Raw genomic sequence first — 22,514 nt, 5'->3', positions numbered from 1 at the left:
CAAAAGGTTGTCCCCGCGCCGTGCGCGGGACGATCAGCAAAATAGATTGAGCAGCCTCGGCTGCTCTTTTGCTTTATGAGAGAACACCCATGACCGCCGCCAAAACCCGTATTCTCGAGCTGCGCGCTGAGCTGGATCAGCACAACTACCGTTACCACGTACTAGACGAGCCAAGCGTTCCGGACGTCGAATACGATCGTTTGTTCCATGAACTCAAGGCCCTTGAAGCCGCCCATCCCGAGCTGGTCACCAGCGACTCGCCGACCCAGCGCGTCGGCAGCGCGGCGCTGTCGGCGTTCACCCAGGTACGCCACGAAGTGCCGATGCTCAGCCTCGGCAACGCCTTCGAAGAAAGCGACATGCGCGAGTTCGATCGCCGGGTAACGGAAGGTCTCGACTTGCCGGCCGGCGACCTGTTTGGCGGCGGCGCGGCGGTGGAATACAGCTGCGAACCCAAGCTCGATGGCCTGGCGGTCAGCCTGCTTTATCAGGATGGTATGTTGGTGCGCGGTGCGACGCGCGGCGACGGCACCACCGGCGAAGACATCAGCGTCAACGTGCGCACCGTGCGCAACATCCCGCTGAAGCTACAGGGAACCGGCTGGCCGGCGACCCTGGAAGTGCGCGGCGAAGTGTTCATGTCCAAGGCCGGTTTCGAGCGCCTGAACGCCACGCAGCTGGAGGTCGGCGGCAAGACCTTCGCCAACCCGCGCAACGCGGCGGCGGGCAGCTTGCGGCAGCTGGATTCGAAGATCACCGCCAACCGTCCGCTGGAGTTCTGCTGCTACGGTATCGGCCAGATTTCGGCGGACATCGCCGATACGCACATCGGTAATCTCAAGCAGCTGCAGACCTGGGGCCTGCCGATCAGTCGCGAGCTGAAACTGGCGCACGGCATTGATGAATGCCTGGATTACTACCGCGACATCGGTGAGCGCCGCAATGGCCTGGCCTATGAAATCGATGGCGTGGTGTTCAAGGTCAACAGCATCGCGTCCCAGCGTGAGCTCGGTTTTCGCGCGCGCGAACCGCGTTGGGCAATTGCCCACAAATTCCCGGCCATGGAAGAGCTCACCGAACTGCTCGACGTCGAATTCCAGGTCGGCCGCACCGGTGCCGTGACGCCCGTAGCGCGCTTGAGGCCGGTCAAGGTCGCCGGTGTCACCGTGGCCAATGCGACGTTGCACAACATGGACGAAGTGGCTCGCCTGGGCCTGATGATCGGCGACACCGTGATCATCCGCCGCGCGGGCGACGTGATTCCGCAAGTGGTGCAAGTGATCATGGATCGCCGTCCGGACGACGCGCGTCCGGTACAGATTCCGCAGCAGTGCCCGGTGTGCGGCTCGCATGTCGAGCGCACGCAACTGGTCAAGCGCAGCAAGGGTCGCGAGACCGTCAGCGAAGGGGCGGTTTACCGCTGTGTCGGTCGTCTGGCCTGCGGTGCGCAACTCAAGCAGGCGATCATTCACTTCGTCTCCCGTCGTGCGATGGACATTGAAGGCCTGGGCGACAAGAGCGTTGAGCAATTGGTCGATGAGGGGCTGGTGAGTTCTCCCGCCGATCTGTATGCCTTGAAGTTCGAGGACATTGTCGATCTCGAAGGCTTTGCCGAGCTGTCGAGCAATAAACTGCTCGCCGCGATCAAGGACAGCAAGACACCGAGCCTGGCACGGTTCATCTATGCCCTCGGTATTCCTGACGTCGGCGAAGAGACGGCCAAGGTCCTGGCGCGCTCTCTCGGCTCACTGGAGCGGGTTCAGCAGGCGTTGCCGCAAGTGCTCACGTACTTGCCGGATGTCGGCCTGGAAGTGGCTCACGAGATTCACAGCTTCTTTGAAGATGCGCATAACCAGCAGGTTATTGCGAAGTTGCTCGAGCACGGCCTGCAGATTCAGGATCAGGGCGAGCTGGGGGCCGAATTTGCTGCCAGCACGACGCTGGGCGGTTTCCTCGACAAGCTGAACATTCCGTCGGTCGGGCCGGGCGGGGCGCAGAAGCTGGCGGACAAGTTTGGTTCGCTGGAATCGGTCATGAACGCCGATTGGCTGGACATGCGCCAGGCCTTGCCGGAGAAGCAGGCGAATTCGGTTCGAGCGTTTTTCGCGGTTGCTGAAAACCGTCAGATAGCTGAGGCGGCTGAACAGCAGTTGCGTGATTTCGGCATGCATTGGCAGAGCGAGAAAAAAGTCGTCGAAGGCCTGCCGCTGGCTGGGCAGACCTGGGTGCTGACCGGTTCGCTGGAATTGATGAGCCGTGATATCGCCAAGGACAAACTCGAAAGCCTCGGGGCCAAGGTGGCCGGTTCGGTGTCGGCCAAGACCCATTGCGTGGTGGCCGGGCCGGGTGCCGGTTCGAAGTTGGCCAAGGCCAATGAATTGGGACTGAAAGTGCTAGATGAAGAGGCGTTTGTCGATTTCCTGAAAAAACACGGCATCTCTGTCTGACACCCAACCTGTGGCGAGGGAGCTTGCTCCCGTTCGACTGCGCAGCAGTCGCCAAGACTTCGGGCAGCGCTTCGCAGCCGAGCGGGAGCAAGCTCCCTCGCCACAGAAAACGGAACGATCCTCGCTGGGGAATGATCTAGTCTTGGCAAGCCCCAGGGAGAGATCGCCATGTACCGCTTCTTCGAACAGCTCAGCTCACGCATCGCCGCGCCCTTCATGGGTGGAAGTTCGCGCAACAGCAAGGTCTGGCAGTGCCGCTGCGGGCAGTCGCTTTTCTTTCGCAACAGCCAGTGCCTGGCCTGTTCGGCAGCCTTGGGCTATCAGCCGGAGCAGAGTCGCCTGTCCTCGCTGCAGCCGGGTGTGCTGGCGGATACCTGGTTGCTTGACGCCGACCCCGAAGCCGGCCTGTTCCGGCGCTGCGCCAACCTCGATTCCCCGGCGGCGTGTAATTGGCTGCTGGCCGCCAATGACCATGATGCGCTGTGCATCGCCTGTAGCCTGAATCGCACCATCCCTGACCTCTCAATTGCCGAAAACCACGAACGCTGGCGTCAGGTCGAAACCGCCAAGCGGCGTCTGGTCGCGCAGTTGATCAGCCTGGGATTGCAGGTGATTCCCAAAAGCGTCGACGAACAGACCGGTCTCGCCTTCGATTTCATCGGTGTTGACCTGGAAGGCAAACCGCCGACCACGGGGCACGCCAATGGCCTGATCACCCTCGATATCAAGGAAGCCGATGACGCCCACCGCGAAAAGGTCCGGGTGCAAATGCACGAGCCTTATCGCACGCTGCTCGGGCATTTTCGTCATGAAGTCGGGCATTACTACTGGGACCGGCTGATCGCCAACAGTCATTGGCTGGAACCGTTCCGCAACCTGTTCGGCGACGAGCGTCTCAGCTACGCCGACGCCCTCGAACGCCATTATCAGCAAGGCGCACCGCTCGACTGGCAGCAGCAATGTGTCAGCGCCTACGCCACCATGCATCCATGGGAAGACTGGGCGGAAACCTGGGCGCATTACCTGCACATGATGGACGCGGTGGACACGGCGCTGGGGTTTGGCATGAGCGCGCGCGAGATGGATTTCGACTACCAGCCATTCCCGCTCGACACGCTCTACGATCCACAGCATCCCGGCGGCGCGGCGTTCCTGTCGTTCGTCAACGCATGGATCGAACTGGCCGGCATGCTCAATGAACTGTCGCGCAGCATGGGTCAGCCGGATTTCTATCCGTTCGTCCTGCCACCAGCGGTCATCGCCAAACTGCACTTTATCCACCTGGTGATCCAGCAAGAGGGCGGCAGGGCGGATGAGGTGTTGGCGCAATAAGATCAAAAGACCGCAACCTTCTGTGTTTTGGTGACCCCGTCGCTCCCTTTGCATCGATTGCCCGTGAACCTGATCAGGCCCGGAAGGGACCAGCCATCGCGGGACATTGTATGTCAGGGTGTGGCTGGTGGAGCTGCCTCTCTAACGGCCAGGCCTTCGTTCGCAGGTCTGCCAAATTTAGCTTGTTTCTCCTTGTTAGGGAGACGCTGCAAAAATAGCCAACCGCCCCCACCCTTGGCACACTGAGTACCTTCAACCAGCCACCCTCTCCGTGAGCGTTACGCGCGTGCAGAAGACCTTCTCCGAACTCGAATACACCAGCAAGAAAAAGCAGACTCGCCGAGATCGCTTCCTGGCTGACCTTGAACAGCTGGTGCCCTGGGCACAGCTGGAGGCGCAAGTGGCGCCGTTCTATAGCGACACCACAGGCAAGCGCGGACGCCCTGCGATTGGGTTGTCACGCATGCTGCGCATGTATGTCGTGCAGCAGTGTTTCGGTTTCTCCGATGAAGGTTGCGAGATTGCCGTCTACGACAGCCAGGCCATCCGTGGTTTTATGGGCATCGACCTGGGCCGCGAGTCGGCACCGGATGCCACTACCTTGCTGCATTTTCGCCGCTTGCTGGAAACCCATCAGCTAACGCGGGTGCTGTTTGAAACGATTAACCTGCATCTGGCCAGCCGGGGTCTGCTGCTCAAGGAAGGCACTTTCGTCGATGCTACCCTGATCGCCGCGCCGCCCTCGGTCAAGAACCGAGAAGGCAAGCGTGATCCTGAGATGCATCAGGCCAAGAAAGGCAATCAATGGCACTTCGGGATGAAGGCCCACATTGGTGTCGACGCCACGTCGGGGCTGGTGCACAGCGTGGCCGATGTCACCCAGGTCGACCAACTGCTGCACGGTGCCGAAACCTATGTTTCGGGTGACGCTGGATACACCGGTGCGGCCAAGCGACCGGAGCATGCCGAACGGGACGTTATCTGGTCGATTGCAGCCCGGCCAAGCAGTTACAAGCAGCACGGCGAAGGCAGTGTGCTGTACCGGGTCAAGCGCAAGATCGAATACACCAAGGCGCAGCTGCGTGCCAAGGTCGAGCATCCATTCCAGGTAATCAAGGTGCGCTTCAATCATCGCAAGGTTCGCTACCGTGGGCTGGAAAAGAATACGGCGCAGTTGTTCAGTCTGTTTGGGTTGGCCAATCTGATGCTGGCCAAGCGGTATTTGCAACGGGCGGCGGGATAAATCCTTCTGAAAGGCGGGGTTGACCCGCAAATCTGCAAAATGAGGGCGAAAATCGGCCCTAAAAATGCAAAATAAGGCCGGTAGGTTGAAAAAACTGGCCTGGAAATGGAGGCGGTGCGGACGGGTTAATTGTTCAGCGTCTCCTTAGCTGATTTAGCGTCGAGCGGTTTTTTTTGCTGTTTAAGTTTTAACCGGGCAACGTACTTGTTGCCCGGTTAAAATACCGCTTGTTTTGACGACGTATTTCACCAGAAAAGTTATAGCGCAAATATAATCGTGGAATCTCTGAGTTCACAGATTCGAGCTGTATGTGATTTAACCGAGATCTTAACAGTTCTATCGTAGATATTATGATTAAACTCGATTTCTGCCATGCTTTCCGAAAAGCCGTCATTTACGCGCAGAGTCGATATGCCGTCAGGGTAAAGGACGTTTTTGTTGCTGGTAAGGCCGTAACTTCCGCCAGAAGATGCGTAGCCTTGCAGTATGCGGTCTTCTATTTGTACCAATTTATCATTGATCAACTGATAAATGGCCGCTCTCTGATTATCCACTATTGAAAAGTACATGCTGGTATTGGTTATGAAAGAAAAATAAGTGTTGTCTGGAACTACAATGGATTTTTTTCCCTCAGTAGAGGTAGTGCTATTTACCTCTCCCCCTGCTATCAGGTATTGGATGCCGTGCTCTTCATGGAATTTTGTTGGATTTTCATAGGGAAGGTGCTCCAGGTTACCGATTGTAAGTGTTACATGTGCGGGAATGCCCCAGTACCATTGGGCATGGACCGATCCCTGTGAATTCATAGAGGTGTAAGTAATCTGGTTGCCATTTTTTTCTATATTAAATACGCCTTTTGTTGTGGCGTTGGTCATCTCGAAGATGGTTGATTTTGAGATATAGGGGACATTTAAATCATAAAGATTTGAGTGGATTTCAGTTGTTGATGGGCCGCTAAAGCCGCCGCCGTGCCATGTGTCAATAACCTTCCAGGTCGGATCTGTCATGCTGGTTCGCGTATACAGGATCTGTGATAACGAAAGCGTCTCTAAAGTTAATACACTGAAGGGGGTCTTGTTTGAAGCGATCAGTGATTCGTTTTTCATTTGGGTATCCAGCAATAAATTATGGTTGTTTGTTCTGCAGAAAGCTCTGCGGCGATCCGTGGTACTAAAGTGGTTTTCGGTACAACTCTTGTCTACTGTCATTTCTGACAGTTCAGATGAGCGGTATAGATGGATTGAACTGACGTAGAACAGATATGTCCGCTGCTCTGCTTCGTCGCGCAGTCCTGCGAAAAAGGCTTTCAGCTTCACGCCCAGCCGTTGGCAAGCAAAAAGTGCTTCGACGCCAGATATATAGATGCCGGTTTTGAAGCCGTTGATGGTTTTGGGGGCAAAACCAATTTTGTAGCCAGGTTCAGTCTGGATAAGCGCAGCGACCATGCAATAGATTCGTCTTTAACGAAGGTTTTGCATGTCCTTGAACCCGCTCATATTTTTTATCTACGCCCAACGGTTGTAACTTCGTCCCAGATAGGTACAATGGCGCGGCTCGCCGTCAGGTGAGCGTCGTTATGGTGACCCCATCGGTCCCCCCGCAACGATTACCCGTGAACCTGGTCAGATCCGGAAGGAAGCAGCCACAGCGGGAACATTGTGTGCCGGGGTGTGGCTGGTGGGGTTGCCTCCATAACGCACCGCGAGCCCTCTCTCGCGTTTTCGGTCTGAAAATACTTAGTGTGTGTTGCTGCCATGGCCCTTGATCCAGGCGGTTTTTTGTCGTTCCTGATTTTTAGAATGAATATAAAAAAGGAGGCCGATGTGTCGTATCAGACACGTCGGCCTCCTTTTTCATTTCCACCACTAAGGCTTGGACAAGGCCTGGTCAACCGCTGCGATCAGCTTTCCCAGATCCTTCGGGGTGGCTTTATGGATGACACCGAACAGATACGCCCGCTGTTCATCTTCATCACCCATATCGGCGAAAAAGGCTTTCAGCTTTACGTCCAGCACGTCGGCAAGCAAGAACAAGGCTTCGACGCTGGGGGTATAGGTTCCGGTTTCAAAGCGGCTGATGGTTTTGGGGTCAAAACCGGTTTTTTCGCCGAGTTCAGCCTGAGTAAGCCCCGCGACCTTGCGGTAGCGTCGGATGGCCGGACCCAAACTTGAAATTTGCATCGCTCAATTCCCATTTAGAATCAAGAACTTAACGATAGATTTTCGCATTAGACAACCGCATGATCCATCACCTTGCTTTGCAAAATGTGATGCGTTTCGTAGAATCGCCGCCAATAAGGGGTGATTGGTGATCTGTTTCCAGAAAATGGGCAACGCCAAACCGCCAGCATTGCGCTCCTTTGCCGGCCTTGCACGAGGTTTTTGAGACTAGCCGATCTTCGGTTCTGCGCGGTCATCAAATGCGGGTCATGGAGTGAACACGTGTTTGCGCAGTCCCACCGCTAGCGACAGCGAGCCTGATTCATGGATGAGAAATACCGCAGGGCCGTGGATGCCGCCGCCATTTTTTCCGAGACGGACCTGAGTGGCCGGATCACCCACGTCAATGATCAGTTCTGCGCCGTGTCCGGTTATAGCCGCGACGAGTTGCTCGGGCAGAACCACCGTCTCCTCAACTCCGGCGTGCACACCGCTGATTTCTTCGCCGGTATGTGGCGCACCATCGCGCTGGGCAACGTCTGGAAGGGCGAAATCTGCAATCGCGCCAAGGATGGCAGTCTGTACTGGGTCGAAAGCACCATGGTGCCCGTGCTCAATGACGACACCGGACGGGTCGACCGATACCTGTCGATTCGTTTCGACATCAGCGAAAAACGCCAGTTGTTGCATTCCCTGCAATGGCGGGTCGGGCACGACGTGCTGACCGGGCTGCCCAATCGCGCGTTCCTCTCGGATCTGCTGGATCAGGCGTTGGAGTTCTCCCGAAAGGAAAACATCCCGCTCGCCGTGTGCATGCTCGACCTTGACGGGTTCAAGGCGGTCAACGACGGCTACGGTCACGCCAGTGGCGATCAATTATTGGTTGAAGTGGCCAAGCGTTTGCGCCACATCGTGCGTGGCGAAGATGTCGTGGCGCGGCTGGCCGGCGACGAGTTCGTGCTGGTGTTGCGTTACGTGCGGGATCTGCCGGAGTTGCGCGCGGCGCTGAACCGAGTGCTGGGGGCGATTTCGGCGCCGTATACCTTGCACGGCAAGGACATCAATGTGTTCGCCAGCATCGGCGTTACGCTGTTCCCACTCGACCATGAAGATGCCGAAACCCTGCTGCGTCACGCCGATCAAGCCATGTACGTGGCCAAGCAGCGCGGGCGCAACCGATTCCATCTGTTCGACGTGTCCAGGGATCAGGAGGTCAAGGCCACTCACCAGACGGTCGAACGCGTGCGCCAGGCGCTGGCCGCCGATGAGTTGCGTCTGCATTTCCAGCCCAAGGTCAACATGCGCCTTGGCGTGGTGGTCGGCTTCGAGGCGCTGTTGCGCTGGGAACACCCGCAAAACGGCATGGTGCCGGCCCGGGAGTTTTTGCCGTTTGTGGAAGAGACGGACCTGATCGTCGACATCGGTGAATGGGTGATGGATCAGGTGCTGACGCAGTTGCACCACTGGCAGCAGGCGGGGCAGGGCTGGCCGATCAGCATTAATATCGCGGCACGGCATTTTCAGCGCGCGGATTTCGTCGACCGGCTCAGGCACGTCCTCGCCCGGCATGCCGACATTGCGCCGCAGATGCTCGACCTGGAAATCGTCGAGTCGGTGGCGGTCGAGAATATCCAGCACGTGAGCGACTGTTTGCAGGCCTGTCAGGCGCTGGGGGTGCAGTTTTCACTGGGCGACTTCGGCACTGGCTATTCGTCGCTGAGCTACCTCAAGCGATTGCGCACCCAAACCATCAAGATCGATAAGTCGTTTGTGCGTGACATTCTGGACGATCGCGATGATCTGGCGCTGGCCACGGCGGTGATCGGTCTGGCCCGGGCGTTTGGCCGGCAGGTGATTGCTGAAGGACTGCAAAGTATCGAGCACGGTGAGTTGTTGTTGCGACTGGGGTGTGAAGTGGCTCAAGGCTATTTCATCGCCCGGCCAATGCCCCCCGCCGACGTGCCGGGTTGGGTCGCGGGGTTCGTCGCGCCGCCGCAATGGCAAGCGCTGGATCAGGTTGGCTGAAGTTCTGTAATCGACACTTATCCCCTTTAGGAGCGAGCCTGCTCGCGATAGCAATCTGGCAGTCGCCATCAGTGTTGAATGGCAAACCGCAATCGCGAGCAGGCTCGCTTCCACGGGGTTCGTGTTGATCAGAAGATTTGCTTAAAGTGTGCCAGGCCCCGAACCGATATAAAGCCGGATAATGTCATCAATCTCCCCCGACATTTTCATTCGCAGCAACGTGCGCAGTATGCGTTGCACCGGCACCTTGGGGTCATTGCGCACGTAGCAGCCGACGCTCTGTTCTTCCAGCACCGCCACGCCTTTGAGTTGCTTGTCGGGTAACAGGCGCTGATTGAACCAGTCCAGTGTCCATTGATTGCTCACGGCATAGCGATAGCGCCCGGCGTGGAGTTTTTCCAGCACTTGTTCCTGGTTGCGCGCGTCTTCGCGGTGCAAACGGTCGGCATTGAACAGCGGTTGCAAGGTGGGGTAGGAGTAGCCGAGCACGGTACCGATGGCTTGCCGCGACAAGTTCGCAGGCACCACCAAAGGCTGCGGATCCTGCCGGCTGATCAGCATGTCGCGCTGAAACCAGAGGGGAATGCTCCAGAGGTAGTCGCCGGACTGATTCGGCAGCCAGGACTGCGCGGCATAGCAGCGGATATCGACCTCGCCGTGTTCCATGGCGCTTTGCACTCGCGCCCGGGGCAACACATGAAATTCGGCCGGCAAGCCGACCTGGGTCGCCAGGCTGAGCATCACGTCATACAGGATGCCCTGGGTCACTTGCCCGCGTTCCAGTTGCACCATCGGCATCGCCCAACTGTCGGGCACCACAAAACGCAGCGGCGCTTCGGCGGCGGCGACGCTCAGACTTATCCACAGCAGTGCCCCCAAGGCAAAACGCATAAACGCTCCGGTACGTCGCAAACCTGAGCCGATAAAAGCCCCCCAAAGTGCATCTTAGCCAGATTAGACGAGCGCACCGGATGCAATTTTGGCCTTGCTCCGCTAGCATTAGCCGCTTCTGTTCCTTCGTTGCGACGGTTTTCGATGAGTTATCAGGTTCTTGCACGTAAATGGCGTCCGCGCTCGTTCCGCGAAATGGTCGGCCAGACCCATGTGCTCAAGGCTCTGATCAATGCCTTGGACAGCCAGCGGCTGCACCACGCCTACCTGTTCACCGGTACGCGCGGGGTCGGCAAGACCACCATCGCACGGATCATCGCCAAATGCCTGAACTGTGAAACAGGTATCACTTCGACGCCGTGCGGCGAGTGTTCGGTGTGCCGCGAAATCGATGAGGGCCGCTTTGTCGACCTGATCGAGATCGACGCCGCGAGCCGGACCAAGGTCGAGGACACCCGCGAGTTGCTCGATAACGTGCAATACGCGCCGAGCCGTGGCCGCTTCAAGGTCTACCTGATCGACGAAGTGCACATGCTCTCCAGCCATTCCTTCAATGCGCTGTTGAAAACCCTTGAAGAGCCGCCGCCCTACGTCAAGTTCATCCTGGCGACGACCGACCCGCAGAAACTTCCTGCAACCATTCTGTCGCGGTGCCTGCAGTTCTCTCTCAAGAACATGACCCCGGAGCGTGTGGTCGAGCATTTGACCCACGTCCTGGGCGTCGAGAACGTGCCGTTCGAAGACGACGCACTGTGGCTGCTGGGCCGCGCCGCCGACGGCTCGATGCGTGACGCCATGAGTCTGACCGACCAGGCTATCGCCTTCGGTGAAGGCAAGGTCATGGCTGCCGACGTGCGGGCGATGCTGGGCACGCTCGATCATGGTCAGGTCTACGACGTTCTGCATGCGCTGATCGAAGGCGACGCCAAGGCCTTGCTCGAAGGTGTCCGCCATCTGGCGGAACAAGGCCCGGACTGGAATGGTGTGCTCTCGGAAATTCTCAACGTTCTGCACCGTGTCGCCATCGCCCAGGCATTGCCTGAAGGCGTCGACAACGGTCATGGCGACCGCGATCGGGTGCTGGCACTGGCCCAGGCCTTGCCGGCCGAAGATGTGCAGTTCTATTACCAGATGGGGCTGATCGGCCGCCGCGACTTGCCGCTGGCGCCGGACCCTCGTGGTGGCTTCGAAATGGTCCTGCTGCGAATGCTCGCGTTCCGACCGGCGGACACCGCGGACGCCCCGAGGCAACCGCTAAAGCCAGTGGGGATCAGCCAGGCCACAGTTGATTCCGCAAATTCAGTGGCTGCCGCGCCGGTGGTGGCACCGGTAGTCGCTGCGGCAGTTGCACCCGTTGCACCCGTTGCGCCAGCGCCTGAGCCCGTCGCGGCGGCGATTCCTGCCCCAGCGCCTGAACCGGTGGCGCCCGTTGTGGTGGCCGAGCCTGTGGTTGAGCCGGTCGCGGTCGAGGCGGCGGTCGACTTGCCGTGGAATGACCCGGTCGAGCCGGAACCCGTCCAGCAACACGCCGTCGAGCCGGTCCTGGAAACCGCCAGCGAACAACCTGATCTGCCGCCCATGCCGTTGCCAACGCCGGACAGCGTGGTGCCGGACGCGGCGGAGTGGGCCGCAGCGCCGATCCCGGAACCGTCGGTGGCCGACGTCGATGCCGCCACCCCGGGCGTGGACCTGGATGACGAGCCGCCGCTGGACGAAGACTACATCGAGCCGGACATGGATTCGGCCTACAGCTACCTCGATGAACTGGCCAGTGAACATGCTGCCGAGCCAGCACCGGAACCCGAGCCTGAGCCGGCTGCCATGCCCGCCACCGGCCTGGCCCTGCAATGGCTGGAACTGTTCCCGAAACTGCCGATCTCTGGCATGACCGGCAGCATCGCCGCCAACTGCACGCTGATCGCCGTCGATGGTGACCACTGGCTGATGCATCTGGACCCGGCCCACAGCGCCTTGTTCAACGCCACCCAGCAACGGCGTCTCAACGATGCGTTGAACCAGTTTCACGGGCGCACCCTGACCCTGAGCATGGAACTGATCAAGCCGGAGCAGGAAACCCCGGCCCAGGCCGCTTCCCGTCGTCGTGCGAACCGTCAGCGCGAGGCGGAGGAGTCGATTCACGGTGATCCGTTCATCCAGCAAATGATGCAGCAGTTCGGTGCGGTGGTTCGCAACGATACTATTGAACCTGTCGAAGCCCTGGTCAGTCAGGGCTAATAACTGAAGGTGTTTGGCCCCAAGGGCCGGGCGCTGTTTAAATCCAAGTACTTTTGAGGTGATTCCCATGATGAAAGGTGGCATGGCCGGCCTGATGAAGCAGGCACAGCAGATGCAGGAAAAAATGGCCAAGATGCAGGAAGAACTGGCCAACGCTGAAGTCACCGGTAAAGCCGGCGGCGATATGGTCACCGTGGTGATGACCGGTCGTCACGACGTCAAGCGCGTGACCATCGACCCGAGCCTGGTTGAAGGCCTGAGCGAAGACGACAAAGAGATGCTCGAAGCGGTGTTCGCCGCCGCCGTCAACGACGCCGTGCGCAAGATCGAAGCCAACAGCCAGGACAAAATGGGCAGCATGACCGCTGGCATGCAACTGCCACCGGGTATGAAACTGCCGTTCTGATTCGCCAAAGCGCGTCGGATGAGCTACAAAAAAATGCCAGGCATCGCGCCTGGCATTTTTGTTTCTGCCCGTTGGAAACGCGGTGCCTGTGAGGCAGCCTTCGCGGGCAAGCCTCGCTCCTACAGAAGCATCGCTGACCTTGCAGGTGCCGCGAAGAAGTCACCTCGGTCCAACGGACGAAACATCGAACGCCACACCTCCACAACGGTCTGCTCCCTATACCGCCGAAATTCATCGATCACAGGAGACGCTCACATGCCAGACGCATTGACCCTCAACCAACGTATCGTCCTGGCGTCCCGCCCCGTAGGCGCGCCGACACCGGAGAATTTCCGCCTGGAACGGGAAGCACTGCCGGAACTTGCCGAAGGCCAGGTCCTGCTCAAGACTCAATACCTCTCGCTGGACCCCTACATGCGCGGCCGCATGAGTGACGCGCCTTCCTACGCCGCACCGGTGGAAATCGGCGAGGTCATGACCGGAGGCGCTGTCAGCCGCGTCGAGCGCTCGCTGAATCCGAAATTCCACGAAGGCGATCTGGTGGTGGGCGCCACCGGTTGGCAGAGCCACAGCATCAGCGACGGTCGCAACATCATTCCGGTGCCAAGCGGTTTGCCGTCCCCGTCCATGGCCCTGGGTGTGCTGGGCATGCCGGGCATGACTGCGTACATGGGCCTGATGGACATCGGTCAGCCCAAGGCCGGCGAAACCCTGGTGGTCGCGGCCGCCTCGGGCGCGGTGGGTTCGGTGGTCGGCCAGGTGGCGAAGATCAAAGGCCTGCGCGTCGTGGGTGTGGCGGGCGGTGCGGAAAAATGCCGCTACGTGGTGGAGGAATTGGGGTTCGACGCTTGCGTCGACCACAAGAGCCCGAACTTCGCCGATGAACTGGCCCAGGCGTGTCCCGAGGGTATCGATATTTACTACGAGAACGTCGGTGGCAAGGTGTTCGATGCGGTGGTGCCGTTGCTCAATGCCAAGGCGCGGATTCCACTGTGCGGCCTCATCGCTTCCTACAACGCCCACGAAGCGCCGACCGGCCCGGATCGCCTGCCGCAATTGCAGCGCACCTTGCTGACCAAGCGCGTGCGCATTCAGGGCTTTATCGTGTTCGACGACTACGGTGATCGCCAGCCGGAGTTCGTCAGTGCCATGGCGCCGTGGGTGCGCGATGGCAAGGTCAAGTTCCGCGAAGACGTGGTTGATGGCCTTGAGAACGCGCCGGAGGCCTTCATCGGTCTGCTGGAAGGACGCAACTTCGGCAAACTGGTGGTGCGCGTCGCCCAGGACTGAATAATTGACGCTAATCAGAGGCGCGGGTATAAACCGCGTCTCGTTGTTTTGTCGGACGTTTCCCCATGAGCTTCAGCCCTTTGATTCGCCAACTGATCGATGCCCTGCGAATTTTGCCAGGTGTCGGTCAGAAAACCGCTCAGCGCATGGCGCTGCAACTGCTTGAGCGTGATCGCAGCGGGGGTTCGCGACTGGCGTCGGCACTGAGCCAGGCCATGGAAGGGGTGGGCCATTGCCGGTTATGCCGCACGCTGACCGAAGACGACCTGTGCCCGCAATGTGCCGATACGCGCCGGGACGACACCTTGCTCTGCGTGGTGGAGGGTCCGATGGACGTCTACGCCGTGGAGCAGACCGGGTTCCGGGGTCGCTACTTTGTGCTCAAGGGCCATCTCTCGCCGCTCGACGGCCTGGGTCCTGAGGCCATTGGCATTCCGCAGCTGTTGGCGCGGATTGAAGAGGCGGGCTCCTTTACTGAAGTCATCCTGGCCACCAACCCGACCGTGGAAGGTGAGGCGACGGCGCATTACATCGCGCAGTTGTTGAGTAACAAAGGCCTGGTCGCTTCGCGTATTGCCCACGGCGTGCCGTTGGGTGGCGAGCTGGAACTGGTGGATGGCGGGACGTTGGCGCATTCGTTTGCCGGGCGTAAGCCGATCGCCTTGTAGTATTTGAACCGACGCCATCGCCAGCAAGCCAAGCGCCTCGGTCCATCAGATTCACAACAATCCTGTTGAAAACCAAGCAAGCGCTCGGTTAACTTCGCTGAACCTTCAGTGGAGTTCGCCGATGCCTGCCTTTCAGGAATACTTCGATCCCAGCCACCAATTGGTCCGCGACAGCGTCAGACGTTTCGTCGAGCGCGAGATCCTTCCCGACATTGATCAGTGGGAAGAAGCGGAGAGCTTTCCCCGCGAACTCTATCTCAAGGCCGGTGCGGCGGGCATCCTCGGGATCGGCTATCCCGACTCCCTGGGCGGCAGTCACGAAGGCGATCTGTTTGCCAAGGTCGCCGCCAGCGAAGAGTTGATGCGTTGTGGCTCCGGCGGTCTGGTGGCCGGCCTCGGTTCGCTGGACATCGGACTGCCGCCGATTCTCAAGTGGGCCCGCCCCGAAATTCGTGATCGTGTGGTGCCGCAAGTGCTGGCCGGCGAGAAGATCAGCGCGCTGGCGGTCACCGAGCCCAGCGGCGGCTCCGATGTGGCCAACCTGCAAACCCGCGCTGTGCGTGACGGCGACTTTTACCGGGTCAGCGGCAGCAAAACCTTTATCACCAGTGGTGTGCGCGCGGATTTCTACACCGTGGCGGTGCGCACCGGTGAGCCGGGTTTTGGTGGCATCAGTCTGCTGCTGATCGAAAAAGGTACACCCGGTTTCACCGTCGGCCGGCAGTTGAAGAAGATGGGCTGGTGGGCGTCGGACACGGCCGAATTGTTCTTCGATGATTGCCGGGTGCCTGTGGGAAATCTGATTGGCGCCGAGAACATGGGCTTCGCCTGCATCATGGGCAACTTCCAGAGCGAACGCCTGGCCTTGGCGCTGATGGCCAACATGACGGCGCAGCTGGCGCTGGAGGAAAGCCTGAAATGGGCGCGTCAGCGCGAAGCCTTTGGCAAACCCATCGGCAAGTTCCAGGTACTCAAGCATCGCCTTGCGGAAATGGCCACGGCGTTGGAGGTGTCGCGCGAGTTCACTTACCGTCAGGCGGCGAAGATGGCAGCGGGGCAGAGCGTGATCAAGGAGATTTCCATGGCCAAGAACTTCGCGACCGACACGGCAGACCGGATTACCACGGATGCGGTGCAGATTTTGGGTGGTTTGGGGTATATGCGCGAGAGCCTGGTGGAGCGGCTGTATCGGGATAACCGGATTCTGTCGATCGGCGGCGGGACGCGGGAAGTGATGAACGAGATCATCAGCAAGCAGATGGGGCTTTAATCGGCGATGTAGCGGCTGACGCCATCGCGAGCAGGCTCGCTCCCACAGGGGACTTGTGAACGCCGCAAATCCAATGTAGGAGCGAGGCTTGCCCGCGAAGGCGTCAGTGAGAACGCCGCCTTACTTCTCGCTCAACGCAAACTGCGTCAGGCAAAACGTAGGAATTCCCTGCTCTTGCAGCCGCTGCGACCCACCCAGCTCCGGCAGGTCAATGATTGCCGCCGCTTCATGAATCCGCGCGCCCATGCGCCGAATCAGGTTCGCCGCCGCAATCAGCGTACCGCCGGTGGCGATCAAATCATCAAACATCACCACCGAGTCACCTTCGCACAAGCTGTCGGCGTGCACTTCGAGAAAGGCTTCGCCGTATTCGGTCGCATAACCTTCGGCCAACACGTCGGCCGGCAGTTTGCCTTGCTTGCGGAACAGCACCAACGGCTTGTTCAGCTGATAGGCCAGGACCGAGCCGATCAGGAAGCCGCGCGCATCCATCGCACCGATGTGCGTGAAGTCCGCTTCGACATAACGGTGGGCAAAGCTGTCCATCACCAGGCGCAGGGCCGTAGGCGACTGGAACAACGGGGTGATGTCACGAAAGATCACGCCCGGCTTGGGGAAGTCGATCACGGGGCGGATCAGGGATTTGATGTCGAAGGATTCGATGAGCATCGTCGAGGTGTCCTGGCAGGCTGCAAACGTCGCAGTATAACGGCGGCTGAACCGTTTCGCTCAGCCGCAATTATGTCCGTCAGCCTTCGAGCGAGCCACCGGCCAGGGCGCAGAGCTGGATCGGGTCGAGGATGTGGATTTCCTTGCCCTCGGCGGCGATCAGTTCGTTTTGCTGGAAGCGTGTGAACACCCGGGACACGGTTTCCACCGCCAGGCCCAGGTAATTGCCGATTTCGTTACGCGACATGCTCAGGCGGAACTGGTTGGCCGAGAAGCCCCGGGCGCGGAAACGTGCCGAGAGGTTGACCAGGAACGTGGCGATGCGCTCGTCGGCGGTTTTTTTCGACAGCAGCAACATCATTTGCTGATCGTCGCGAATCTCGCGGCTCATCACCCGCATCAACTGACGGCGCAGTTGTGGCAGTTGCAGGGCCAGTTCGTCGAGGCGTTCGAAGGGGATTTCGCACACCGACGTGGTTTCCAGGGCTTGCGCCGAAACCGGGTGCTTTTCAGTGTCCATGCCCGACAGGCCAACCAGTTCGCTCGGCAAGTGGAAGCCAGTGAGCTGTTCTTCACCGCCATCGCTGAGGCTGAAGGTCTTGAGGGCGCCGGAGCGCACGGCATAAACGGAATCGAAAGTATCGCCTTGGCGGAACAGGAACTCGCCTTTTTTCAACGGGCGACCCCGTTTGACGATCTCGTCCAACGCTTCCATGTCTTCCAGATTCAGAGAAAGTGGCAAGCAGAGGGGGGCCAGGCTGCAATCCTTGCAATGGGCCTGGCCGTTAGCGCGCAGTTTTACTGGCTCGGACATTTCTTCAATCCTTGTGGGAAAACACACATAAGCCGTAAGGGTAACTCACGGGAGGACATTCAGGCACGCGGCGATTTTGCCGCAGGGTCATAAAGCCAGCATTTTGTTAACCGACAAGTGAATGGATGACTAAATCACTCGCGAAAATCGCTGGTGATTGTGCTGTTGCAAATAGGCATCGAACACCATGCACACCGAGCGCACCAGCAAGCGACCGGCGGGCAGTACGCTGATCCGCTCATTGTCGAGGCTGATCAAGCCGTCCTCGGCCATGGTCTGTAGCTGAGGCCACAGGTCGCCGAAGTAACCGCGAAAATCGATGTTGAAGGCCTGTTCGATCTGCGCGAACTCCAGATTGAACGTGCAGATCAACTGCTGAATTACCGCCCGTCGCACGCGGTCATCAGCATTGCATATCAGGCCTCGGCTGGTTGCCAGTTGCGCGGTGGCCAAGGTGTTCTGGTACTGGTTCAAATCGCTGTTGTTCTGGCAGTAGAGGTCGCCGATCTGACTGATGGCCGAGACCCCCAGCCCGATCAGATCGCAATGACCGTGAGTGGTGTAGCCCTGAAAGTTACGCTGCAGGGTCGATTCTTCCTGGGCAATCGCCAGCTCATCGTCGGGCAAGGCGAAGTGGTCCATGCCGATGTAGCGGTAGCCGGCAGCGGTCAGTTGTTCGATGGTGCGCTGCAGCATTTCCAGCTTCTGCGCCGGTGTCGGCAACTCGTTGCTGTTGATTCGCCGCTGCGGCATGAAGCGTTCCGGCAGGTGCGCGTAGTTGAACACCGAAAGCCGATCCGGTTGCAGCGCAATGACCTCGTCGACCGTGCGCGCGAAGTTTTCCGGGGTCTGCTTCGGCAAGCCGTAGATCAGGTCGATGTTGATCGAGCGGAATTGCAGGGTCCGGGCGGCGTCGATCACGGCGCGGGTTTCTTCCAGGCTTTGCAGGCGATTGACCGCCCGTTGCACCGCCGGGTCGAGGTCTTGCAGGCCAATGCTGACCCGGTTGAAACCCAGTTCACGCAGCAGTCCCATGGTCGACCAGTCGGCTTCGCGAGGGTCGATCTCGATGCCGTAGTCGCCGGAATCGTCGTCCAGCAGGTTGAAGTGCTTGCGCAACTGAGCCATCAACTGGCGCAGTTCGTCGTGGCTGAGAAAGGTCGGGGTGCCGCCGCCAAAGTGCAGTTGTTCGACTTTTTGCGCCGGGTCGAGGTGGCAGGCGATCAGCTGGATTTCCTGCTCAAGACGCTGCAAATAGGGCAGGGCGCGGCCTCGGTCCTTGGTGATGACTTTGTTGCACGCGCAGTAGTAACAAATGTTCGCGCAGAACGGCACATGCACGTACAGCGACAATGGGCGCTGGGCCTTACGGCTGTCGCGCAGGGCGTGGAACAGGTCAAACGTGCCGACCTGCCCGTCGAATTGCACGGCAGTGGGGTAAGAGGTGTAGCGCGGCCCCGCCAGGTCGTAACGGCGGATCAGATCGGTATCCCAACGAATGGCGTCGAGCATCATGCGGGCATTCCCCCGGATAGGCTGGCAGTGTTCGCAAGTCTATGGGGGGCGACGCCGGGGCATCTTGATTTGCATCAACGGTCAGGATATGTGTGGCCAGTCAGGGCCTCTTCGCGAGCAGGGGAATGCATTTCAATGTAGGAGCGAGGCTTGCCCGCGAAGGCCGCACCACCGATCTAATGCCCCATGAGCCAATGCTGATGCGGCCCCGGCAAAGTCCAGATGCCAAACAGGATCACCAGCAACCCACCGGTCATTCGCACACTGCGCTTGCGCAACAACGCCGTGACCCGCTCAGCCGCCAACCCCGTGGCCAGCAGCACCGGCCAGGTGCCGAGCCCGAACGCGAGCATCAGCAGCGCACTGTCCAGCGCATTGCCCTGGCTCGCCGCCCACAGCAACGTGCTGTAAACCAACCCGCACGGCAACCAGCCCCACAGCGCGCCCAGCAATAAGGCGCGGGGCAGGCTCGACACCGGCAGCAGTTTGTTGGCGACCGGCTGGATATGCCGCCACAGGCCGCGGCCAAGGCTCTCAATACGGGTCAGGCCGCTCCACCAGCCGGCGAGGTACAGGCCCATGGCGATCAGCAACAATCCGGCGATCACGCGCATGAACATGGCGGCCGGGCTGTTGGCCACTGCCCAACCCGCCAGGCCGATCAAAAGACCGGCCGTTGCATAGCTGAGAATTCGCCCCAGGTTGTACGCCAGCAGCAGGCGAAAACGGCGGCTGCGCTGTTCCTTGGGAATCGCCAGGGTGAGCGCGCCCATCAAGCCGCCGCACATGCCCAGGCAATGCCCACCGCCGAGCAGGCCGAGAATCACCGCAGACACCAGCAGTGGCGCCAACTCAAGCATGCGGAGGCGCCTTGTCGTCCGGTTTGGCCGGATGGCCGCTGGCTTCGTCGACTGCGGCTTGGTGGTTCGGATCCTGGTCGTCGAACAGAATGCTGTGGGCCGGGCCGTCGAGGTCATCGTACTGACCGCTGTCGACCGCCCAGAAGAAGATATAGATAGCGATGGCCACGATCAGCAGCGCGGCCGGGATCATCACGTAGAGAGCTGGCATCTGGACTCCATGCCCGCGCGGCTCAGGCCGGCAGCGGGCGGGTTTCTGGCGTGGGCCGGGCGCCAGGCGCGCTCGGCAGGCGAGTCAGGCGCAGGGCGTTCAGCACCACGGTCAACGAACTGATGGACATGCCGACCGCGGCCCATACCGGTGTGATCCAGCCGAGGGCGGCGAACGGCAACATGAGGCCATTGTACAGCCCGGCCCACAGCAGGTTCTCGATGATTACCCGACGGGTGCGCCGCGCCAGGCTGAAGGCCTGCACCAGCGCATCGAGGCGGTTGGACAGCAACACCGCATCGGCGCTGGTTTTCGCCAGGTCGGTCGCTGAACCCATCGCCACGCTGATGTCGGCTGCGGCCAGCACAGGCACGTCATTGACGCCGTCACCGAGCATCAACACCTTGCGGCCTTCCTTGTGCAACTGTTGCAGGACCTGCAATTTGTCATCCGGACGCAAACCGCCCCGGGCTTCGTCGATGCCCAATTCGGCGGCCACGCTGGCGACCATCGGTGAGGTATCGCCCGACAGCAGCAAGGTGCGCCAGCCACGGGCCTTGCAGGCTTCCAATAGTGCCGGGGCATCGGCACGCAAACGGTCATCGAGGACAAACCACGCCAGCGGCCCCTGGCTGTCGCCGAGTAGCAGCCATTGCCCGGCTTCATCGGGCATGGCCGGTGCGGCCGCGCCACTGAGTTCGCAGACAAAACCCGGCTGGCCGATGCGCAGGCGTTGCGTGCCGACCAGGCCCTCGAGGCCAAGCCCCGGCGTGCTGAGGACTTCTTCGGCCGCCAGCGGCGCTCGGCCAAATGCCCGGGCAATCGGGTGTTCGGAGCGGTTTTCCAGGGCAGCGGCAAGACTCAGGCATTGATCGCTGTCGAGCGCGCCGAGCGGGCGGATCGAACGCAAGGCCAATCGCCCCTCGGTCAACGTGCCGGTCTTGTCGAAAATCACCGTGTCGATCTGGTTCAGGCCTTCCAGCACATGGCCACGGGTCAGCAGTAAACCGAGTTTGTGCAACGTGCCGGTGGCGGCCGTGAGGGCGGTCGGCGTGGCCAGCGACAATGCGCACGGGCACGTCGCAACCAGCATCGCCAGGACAATCCAGAAGGCTCGCGACGAATCCAGCTCCCACCACAACAGGCCGATTGCCGCTGCTGCGATCAATGACAGCAGCAGGAACCATTGCGCAGCGCGGTCAGCGATTTCCGCCAGTCGCGGCTTTTCGGCCTGGGCGCGGTCCAGCAGGCGGACGATGGCCGACAGCCGCGTGTCCTGACCCAGCGCCAGCACTTGCACGGTCAACGCGCCTTCGACGTTCAGGGTGCCGGCGGTGACCGCGTCGCCCTGGGTGCGCGGTTGCGGCAGGTATTCGCCGGTCAGCAGCGATTCGTCGATGCTCGACTGGCCATCGAGGATCTTGCCGTCGGCCGGCAGAATGGCGCCCGGATGCACCAGCACCTGATCGCCGACACGCAGTTCGCTGAGCAGGATTCGTTCGCTCTGGCCGTCGGCACTCAGGCGCAGGCACGAGGCCGGTAACAGGTTGACAAGCTGTGCGGTGGCGGCGGCGGTGCGCTCCCGGGCGCGGCGTTCCAGGTATCGACCGGCCAGCAGGAACAGCGCGAACATTCCCACCGCGTCGAAATACAACTCGCCGACGCCAGTGATCGAGGTCCAGATTCCGGCGATGTAGGCACTGCCGATGGCGAGCGACACCGACACGTCCATGGTCAGATGTCGGGTGCGCAAATCGCGCATCGCCCCTTTGAAGAACGGCGCACAGCTGTAGAACACGATCGGCGTGGTGAGGAACAGTGCGACCCAGCGCAGGATGGTGTGCAGCTCGGGACTCAAGTCGATGTTGAATTCCGGCCAAGTGGCCATGGTCGCCATCATCGCCTGGAACCACAGCAACCCGGCGACGCCCAGTTGGCGCAAGGCCAGGCGGTTTTCGCTGGCCAGTTGTTCGCTGGCGCGGTCGGCTTGGTACGGGTGCGCGGCGTAGCCGATGTGGCGCAGTTCGCTGAGCACCTGACTCAATGGCAATTGCGCGTCGGCCCAGCGCACGTGAAGACGATGGTTGGACAGGTTCAGTCGCGCCTCTGCCACCGCCGGCAAGGCGCGCAGGTGTTTTTCGATCAGCCAGCCGCAGGCGGCGCAGCTGATGCCTTCCATCAACAGGGTGGTTTCGGCGAGTTCGCCGTCGTGGCGCACGAAAGGCTTCTGCACATCGGCGCGGTCGTAGAGCGCCAACTCATCCACCAACTGCACTGGCAAGGCTTCGGGGTTGGCCGATGACTCGCTGCGGTGCTGGTAATAGCTTTCCAGCCCGCCGGCCACGATCGCCTCAGCCACGGCCTGGCACCCCGGGCAGCAGAACTCGCGGGTTTCACCGAGGACCGCAGCGGTGAAGCGGCTGCCGGCCGGGACGGGCAGGGCGCAGTGGTAGCAGGGGGTTGGCGTGGTCATCTGTGC

18 protein-coding genes and 2 other RNA genes are annotated in these 22,514 nt (G+C 60.2%); 11 read left to right on the top strand and 9 right to left on the bottom strand.

Annotated features, from left to right (window positions below; genetic code table 11):
• Positions 1-89 precede the first annotated feature (89 nt).
• The 4 genes from ligA to RHP74_RS21085 all read left to right on the top strand — a co-directional run bounded on the left by ligA (position 90) and on the right by RHP74_RS21085 (position 5,022).
• Entirely contained in the window at positions 90-2,447 is a 2,358-nt protein-coding gene (gene ligA / locus RHP74_RS21100; protein WP_282411499.1) for an NAD-dependent DNA ligase LigA, read from the top strand.
• 168 nt (positions 2,448-2,615) lie between these two features.
• The gene (locus tag RHP74_RS21095; protein WP_311096235.1) at positions 2,616-3,779 is read left to right on the top strand and encodes a putative zinc-binding metallopeptidase; all 1,164 of its coding nucleotides are present in this window, start codon (positions 2,616-2,618) and stop codon (positions 3,777-3,779) included.
• Between the two features lie 37 nt (positions 3,780-3,816).
• Positions 3,817-3,912: signal recognition particle sRNA small type (gene ffs / locus RHP74_RS21090), an RNA gene on the top strand.
• Between the two features lie 153 nt (positions 3,913-4,065).
• Positions 4,066-5,022, top strand: a complete 957-nt coding sequence (locus RHP74_RS21085) for an IS5 family transposase (RefSeq protein WP_221106854.1) — start codon at positions 4,066-4,068, stop codon at positions 5,020-5,022.
• 257 nt (positions 5,023-5,279) lie between these two features.
• Here the strand turns inward: RHP74_RS21085 and RHP74_RS31450 are convergent, their stop codons facing one another.
• The gene (locus tag RHP74_RS31450; RefSeq protein ID WP_370654442.1) at positions 5,280-6,467 is read right to left on the bottom strand and encodes a hypothetical protein; all 1,188 of its coding nucleotides are present in this window, start codon (positions 6,465-6,467) and stop codon (positions 5,280-5,282) included.
• 141 nt (positions 6,468-6,608) lie between these two features.
• On the opposite strand from RHP74_RS31450, the gene ffs (RHP74_RS21075) reads away from it, so the two are divergent.
• Positions 6,609-6,705: signal recognition particle sRNA small type (gene ffs, locus RHP74_RS21075), an RNA gene on the top strand.
• A 182-nt stretch (positions 6,706-6,887) separates the two neighbouring features.
• Here the strand turns inward: ffs (RHP74_RS21075) and RHP74_RS21070 are convergent.
• Positions 6,888-7,202, bottom strand: coding sequence for a helix-turn-helix domain-containing protein (locus tag RHP74_RS21070; RefSeq protein ID WP_010456454.1), 315 nt, complete (start codon positions 7,200-7,202; stop codon positions 6,888-6,890).
• 303 nt (positions 7,203-7,505) lie between these two features.
• Between RHP74_RS21070 and RHP74_RS21065 the strand changes: the two genes are divergently transcribed.
• On the top strand, positions 7,506-9,206 hold the full coding sequence (locus RHP74_RS21065; RefSeq protein WP_083376170.1) for a bifunctional diguanylate cyclase/phosphodiesterase: 1,701 nt from the start codon (positions 7,506-7,508) through the stop codon (positions 9,204-9,206).
• 141 nt (positions 9,207-9,347) lie between these two features.
• Here RHP74_RS21065 and RHP74_RS21060 read toward each other — a convergent pair whose 3' ends face one another.
• Positions 9,348-10,097, bottom strand: a complete 750-nt coding sequence (locus tag RHP74_RS21060) for an ABC transporter substrate-binding protein (protein WP_083376171.1) — start codon at positions 10,095-10,097, stop codon at positions 9,348-9,350.
• A gap of 144 nt (positions 10,098-10,241) precedes the next feature.
• Between RHP74_RS21060 and dnaX the strand changes: the two genes are divergently transcribed.
• The 5 genes from dnaX (at position 10,242) to RHP74_RS21035 (ending at position 15,966) form a co-directional block, all read left to right on the top strand.
• On the top strand, positions 10,242-12,332 hold the full coding sequence (dnaX, locus tag RHP74_RS21055) for a DNA polymerase III subunit gamma/tau (protein ID WP_311096234.1): 2,091 nt from the start codon (positions 10,242-10,244) through the stop codon (positions 12,330-12,332).
• A gap of 67 nt (positions 12,333-12,399) precedes the next feature.
• Positions 12,400-12,738, top strand: coding sequence for a YbaB/EbfC family nucleoid-associated protein (locus RHP74_RS21050; RefSeq protein WP_007933349.1), 339 nt, complete (start codon positions 12,400-12,402; stop codon positions 12,736-12,738).
• Between the two features lie 255 nt (positions 12,739-12,993).
• Complete coding sequence (locus RHP74_RS21045) at positions 12,994-14,028, top strand: NADP-dependent oxidoreductase (RefSeq protein ID WP_077748210.1); 1,035 nt, start codon at positions 12,994-12,996, stop codon at positions 14,026-14,028.
• 65 nt (positions 14,029-14,093) lie between these two features.
• Positions 14,094-14,696: a recombination mediator RecR gene (gene recR / locus RHP74_RS21040; RefSeq protein WP_010456436.1), complete on the top strand. Its 603-nt coding sequence runs from the start codon at positions 14,094-14,096 to the stop codon at positions 14,694-14,696.
• 121 nt (positions 14,697-14,817) lie between these two features.
• Entirely contained in the window at positions 14,818-15,966 is a 1,149-nt protein-coding gene (locus RHP74_RS21035) for an acyl-CoA dehydrogenase family protein (protein WP_010456435.1), read from the top strand.
• A 120-nt stretch (positions 15,967-16,086) separates the two neighbouring features.
• Here RHP74_RS21035 and RHP74_RS21030 read toward each other — a convergent pair whose 3' ends face one another.
• The 6 genes from RHP74_RS21030 to RHP74_RS21005 all read right to left on the bottom strand — a co-directional run bounded on the left by RHP74_RS21030 (position 16,087) and on the right by RHP74_RS21005 (position 22,508).
• Positions 16,087-16,635 (bottom strand): adenine phosphoribosyltransferase, encoded by a 549-nt coding sequence (locus RHP74_RS21030; RefSeq protein WP_102594706.1) that lies wholly within the window; start codon positions 16,633-16,635, stop codon positions 16,087-16,089.
• A 79-nt stretch (positions 16,636-16,714) separates the two neighbouring features.
• Complete coding sequence (gene fnr / locus RHP74_RS21025; RefSeq protein ID WP_010456431.1) at positions 16,715-17,449, bottom strand: fumarate/nitrate reduction transcriptional regulator Fnr; 735 nt, start codon at positions 17,447-17,449, stop codon at positions 16,715-16,717.
• A gap of 129 nt (positions 17,450-17,578) precedes the next feature.
• Complete coding sequence (gene hemN / locus RHP74_RS21020) at positions 17,579-18,961, bottom strand: oxygen-independent coproporphyrinogen III oxidase (protein WP_010456429.1); 1,383 nt, start codon at positions 18,959-18,961, stop codon at positions 17,579-17,581.
• Positions 18,962-19,140: 179 nt separating this feature from the next.
• Positions 19,141-19,824: a sulfite exporter TauE/SafE family protein gene (locus RHP74_RS21015; RefSeq protein ID WP_042932683.1), complete on the bottom strand. Its 684-nt coding sequence runs from the start codon at positions 19,822-19,824 to the stop codon at positions 19,141-19,143.
• Positions 19,817-20,035, bottom strand: a complete 219-nt coding sequence (gene ccoS, locus RHP74_RS21010) for a cbb3-type cytochrome oxidase assembly protein CcoS (RefSeq protein WP_042932684.1) — start codon at positions 20,033-20,035, stop codon at positions 19,817-19,819. The genes RHP74_RS21015 and ccoS overlap by 8 nt, the downstream gene beginning before the upstream one ends.
• 22 nt (positions 20,036-20,057) lie before the next feature.
• Positions 20,058-22,508, bottom strand: a complete 2,451-nt coding sequence (locus RHP74_RS21005) for a heavy metal translocating P-type ATPase (RefSeq protein ID WP_311096232.1) — start codon at positions 22,506-22,508, stop codon at positions 20,058-20,060.
• Positions 22,509-22,514 lie beyond the last annotated feature (6 nt).

Source organism: Pseudomonas sp. SG20052 (assembly GCF_031766055.1).
In the GTDB taxonomy this organism is placed as follows: domain Bacteria; phylum Pseudomonadota; class Gammaproteobacteria; order Pseudomonadales; family Pseudomonadaceae; genus Aquipseudomonas; species Aquipseudomonas mandelii.
Note: the sequence above shows the minus strand (reverse complement) of the source record. Positions and strands in the feature narration are given on the sequence as shown.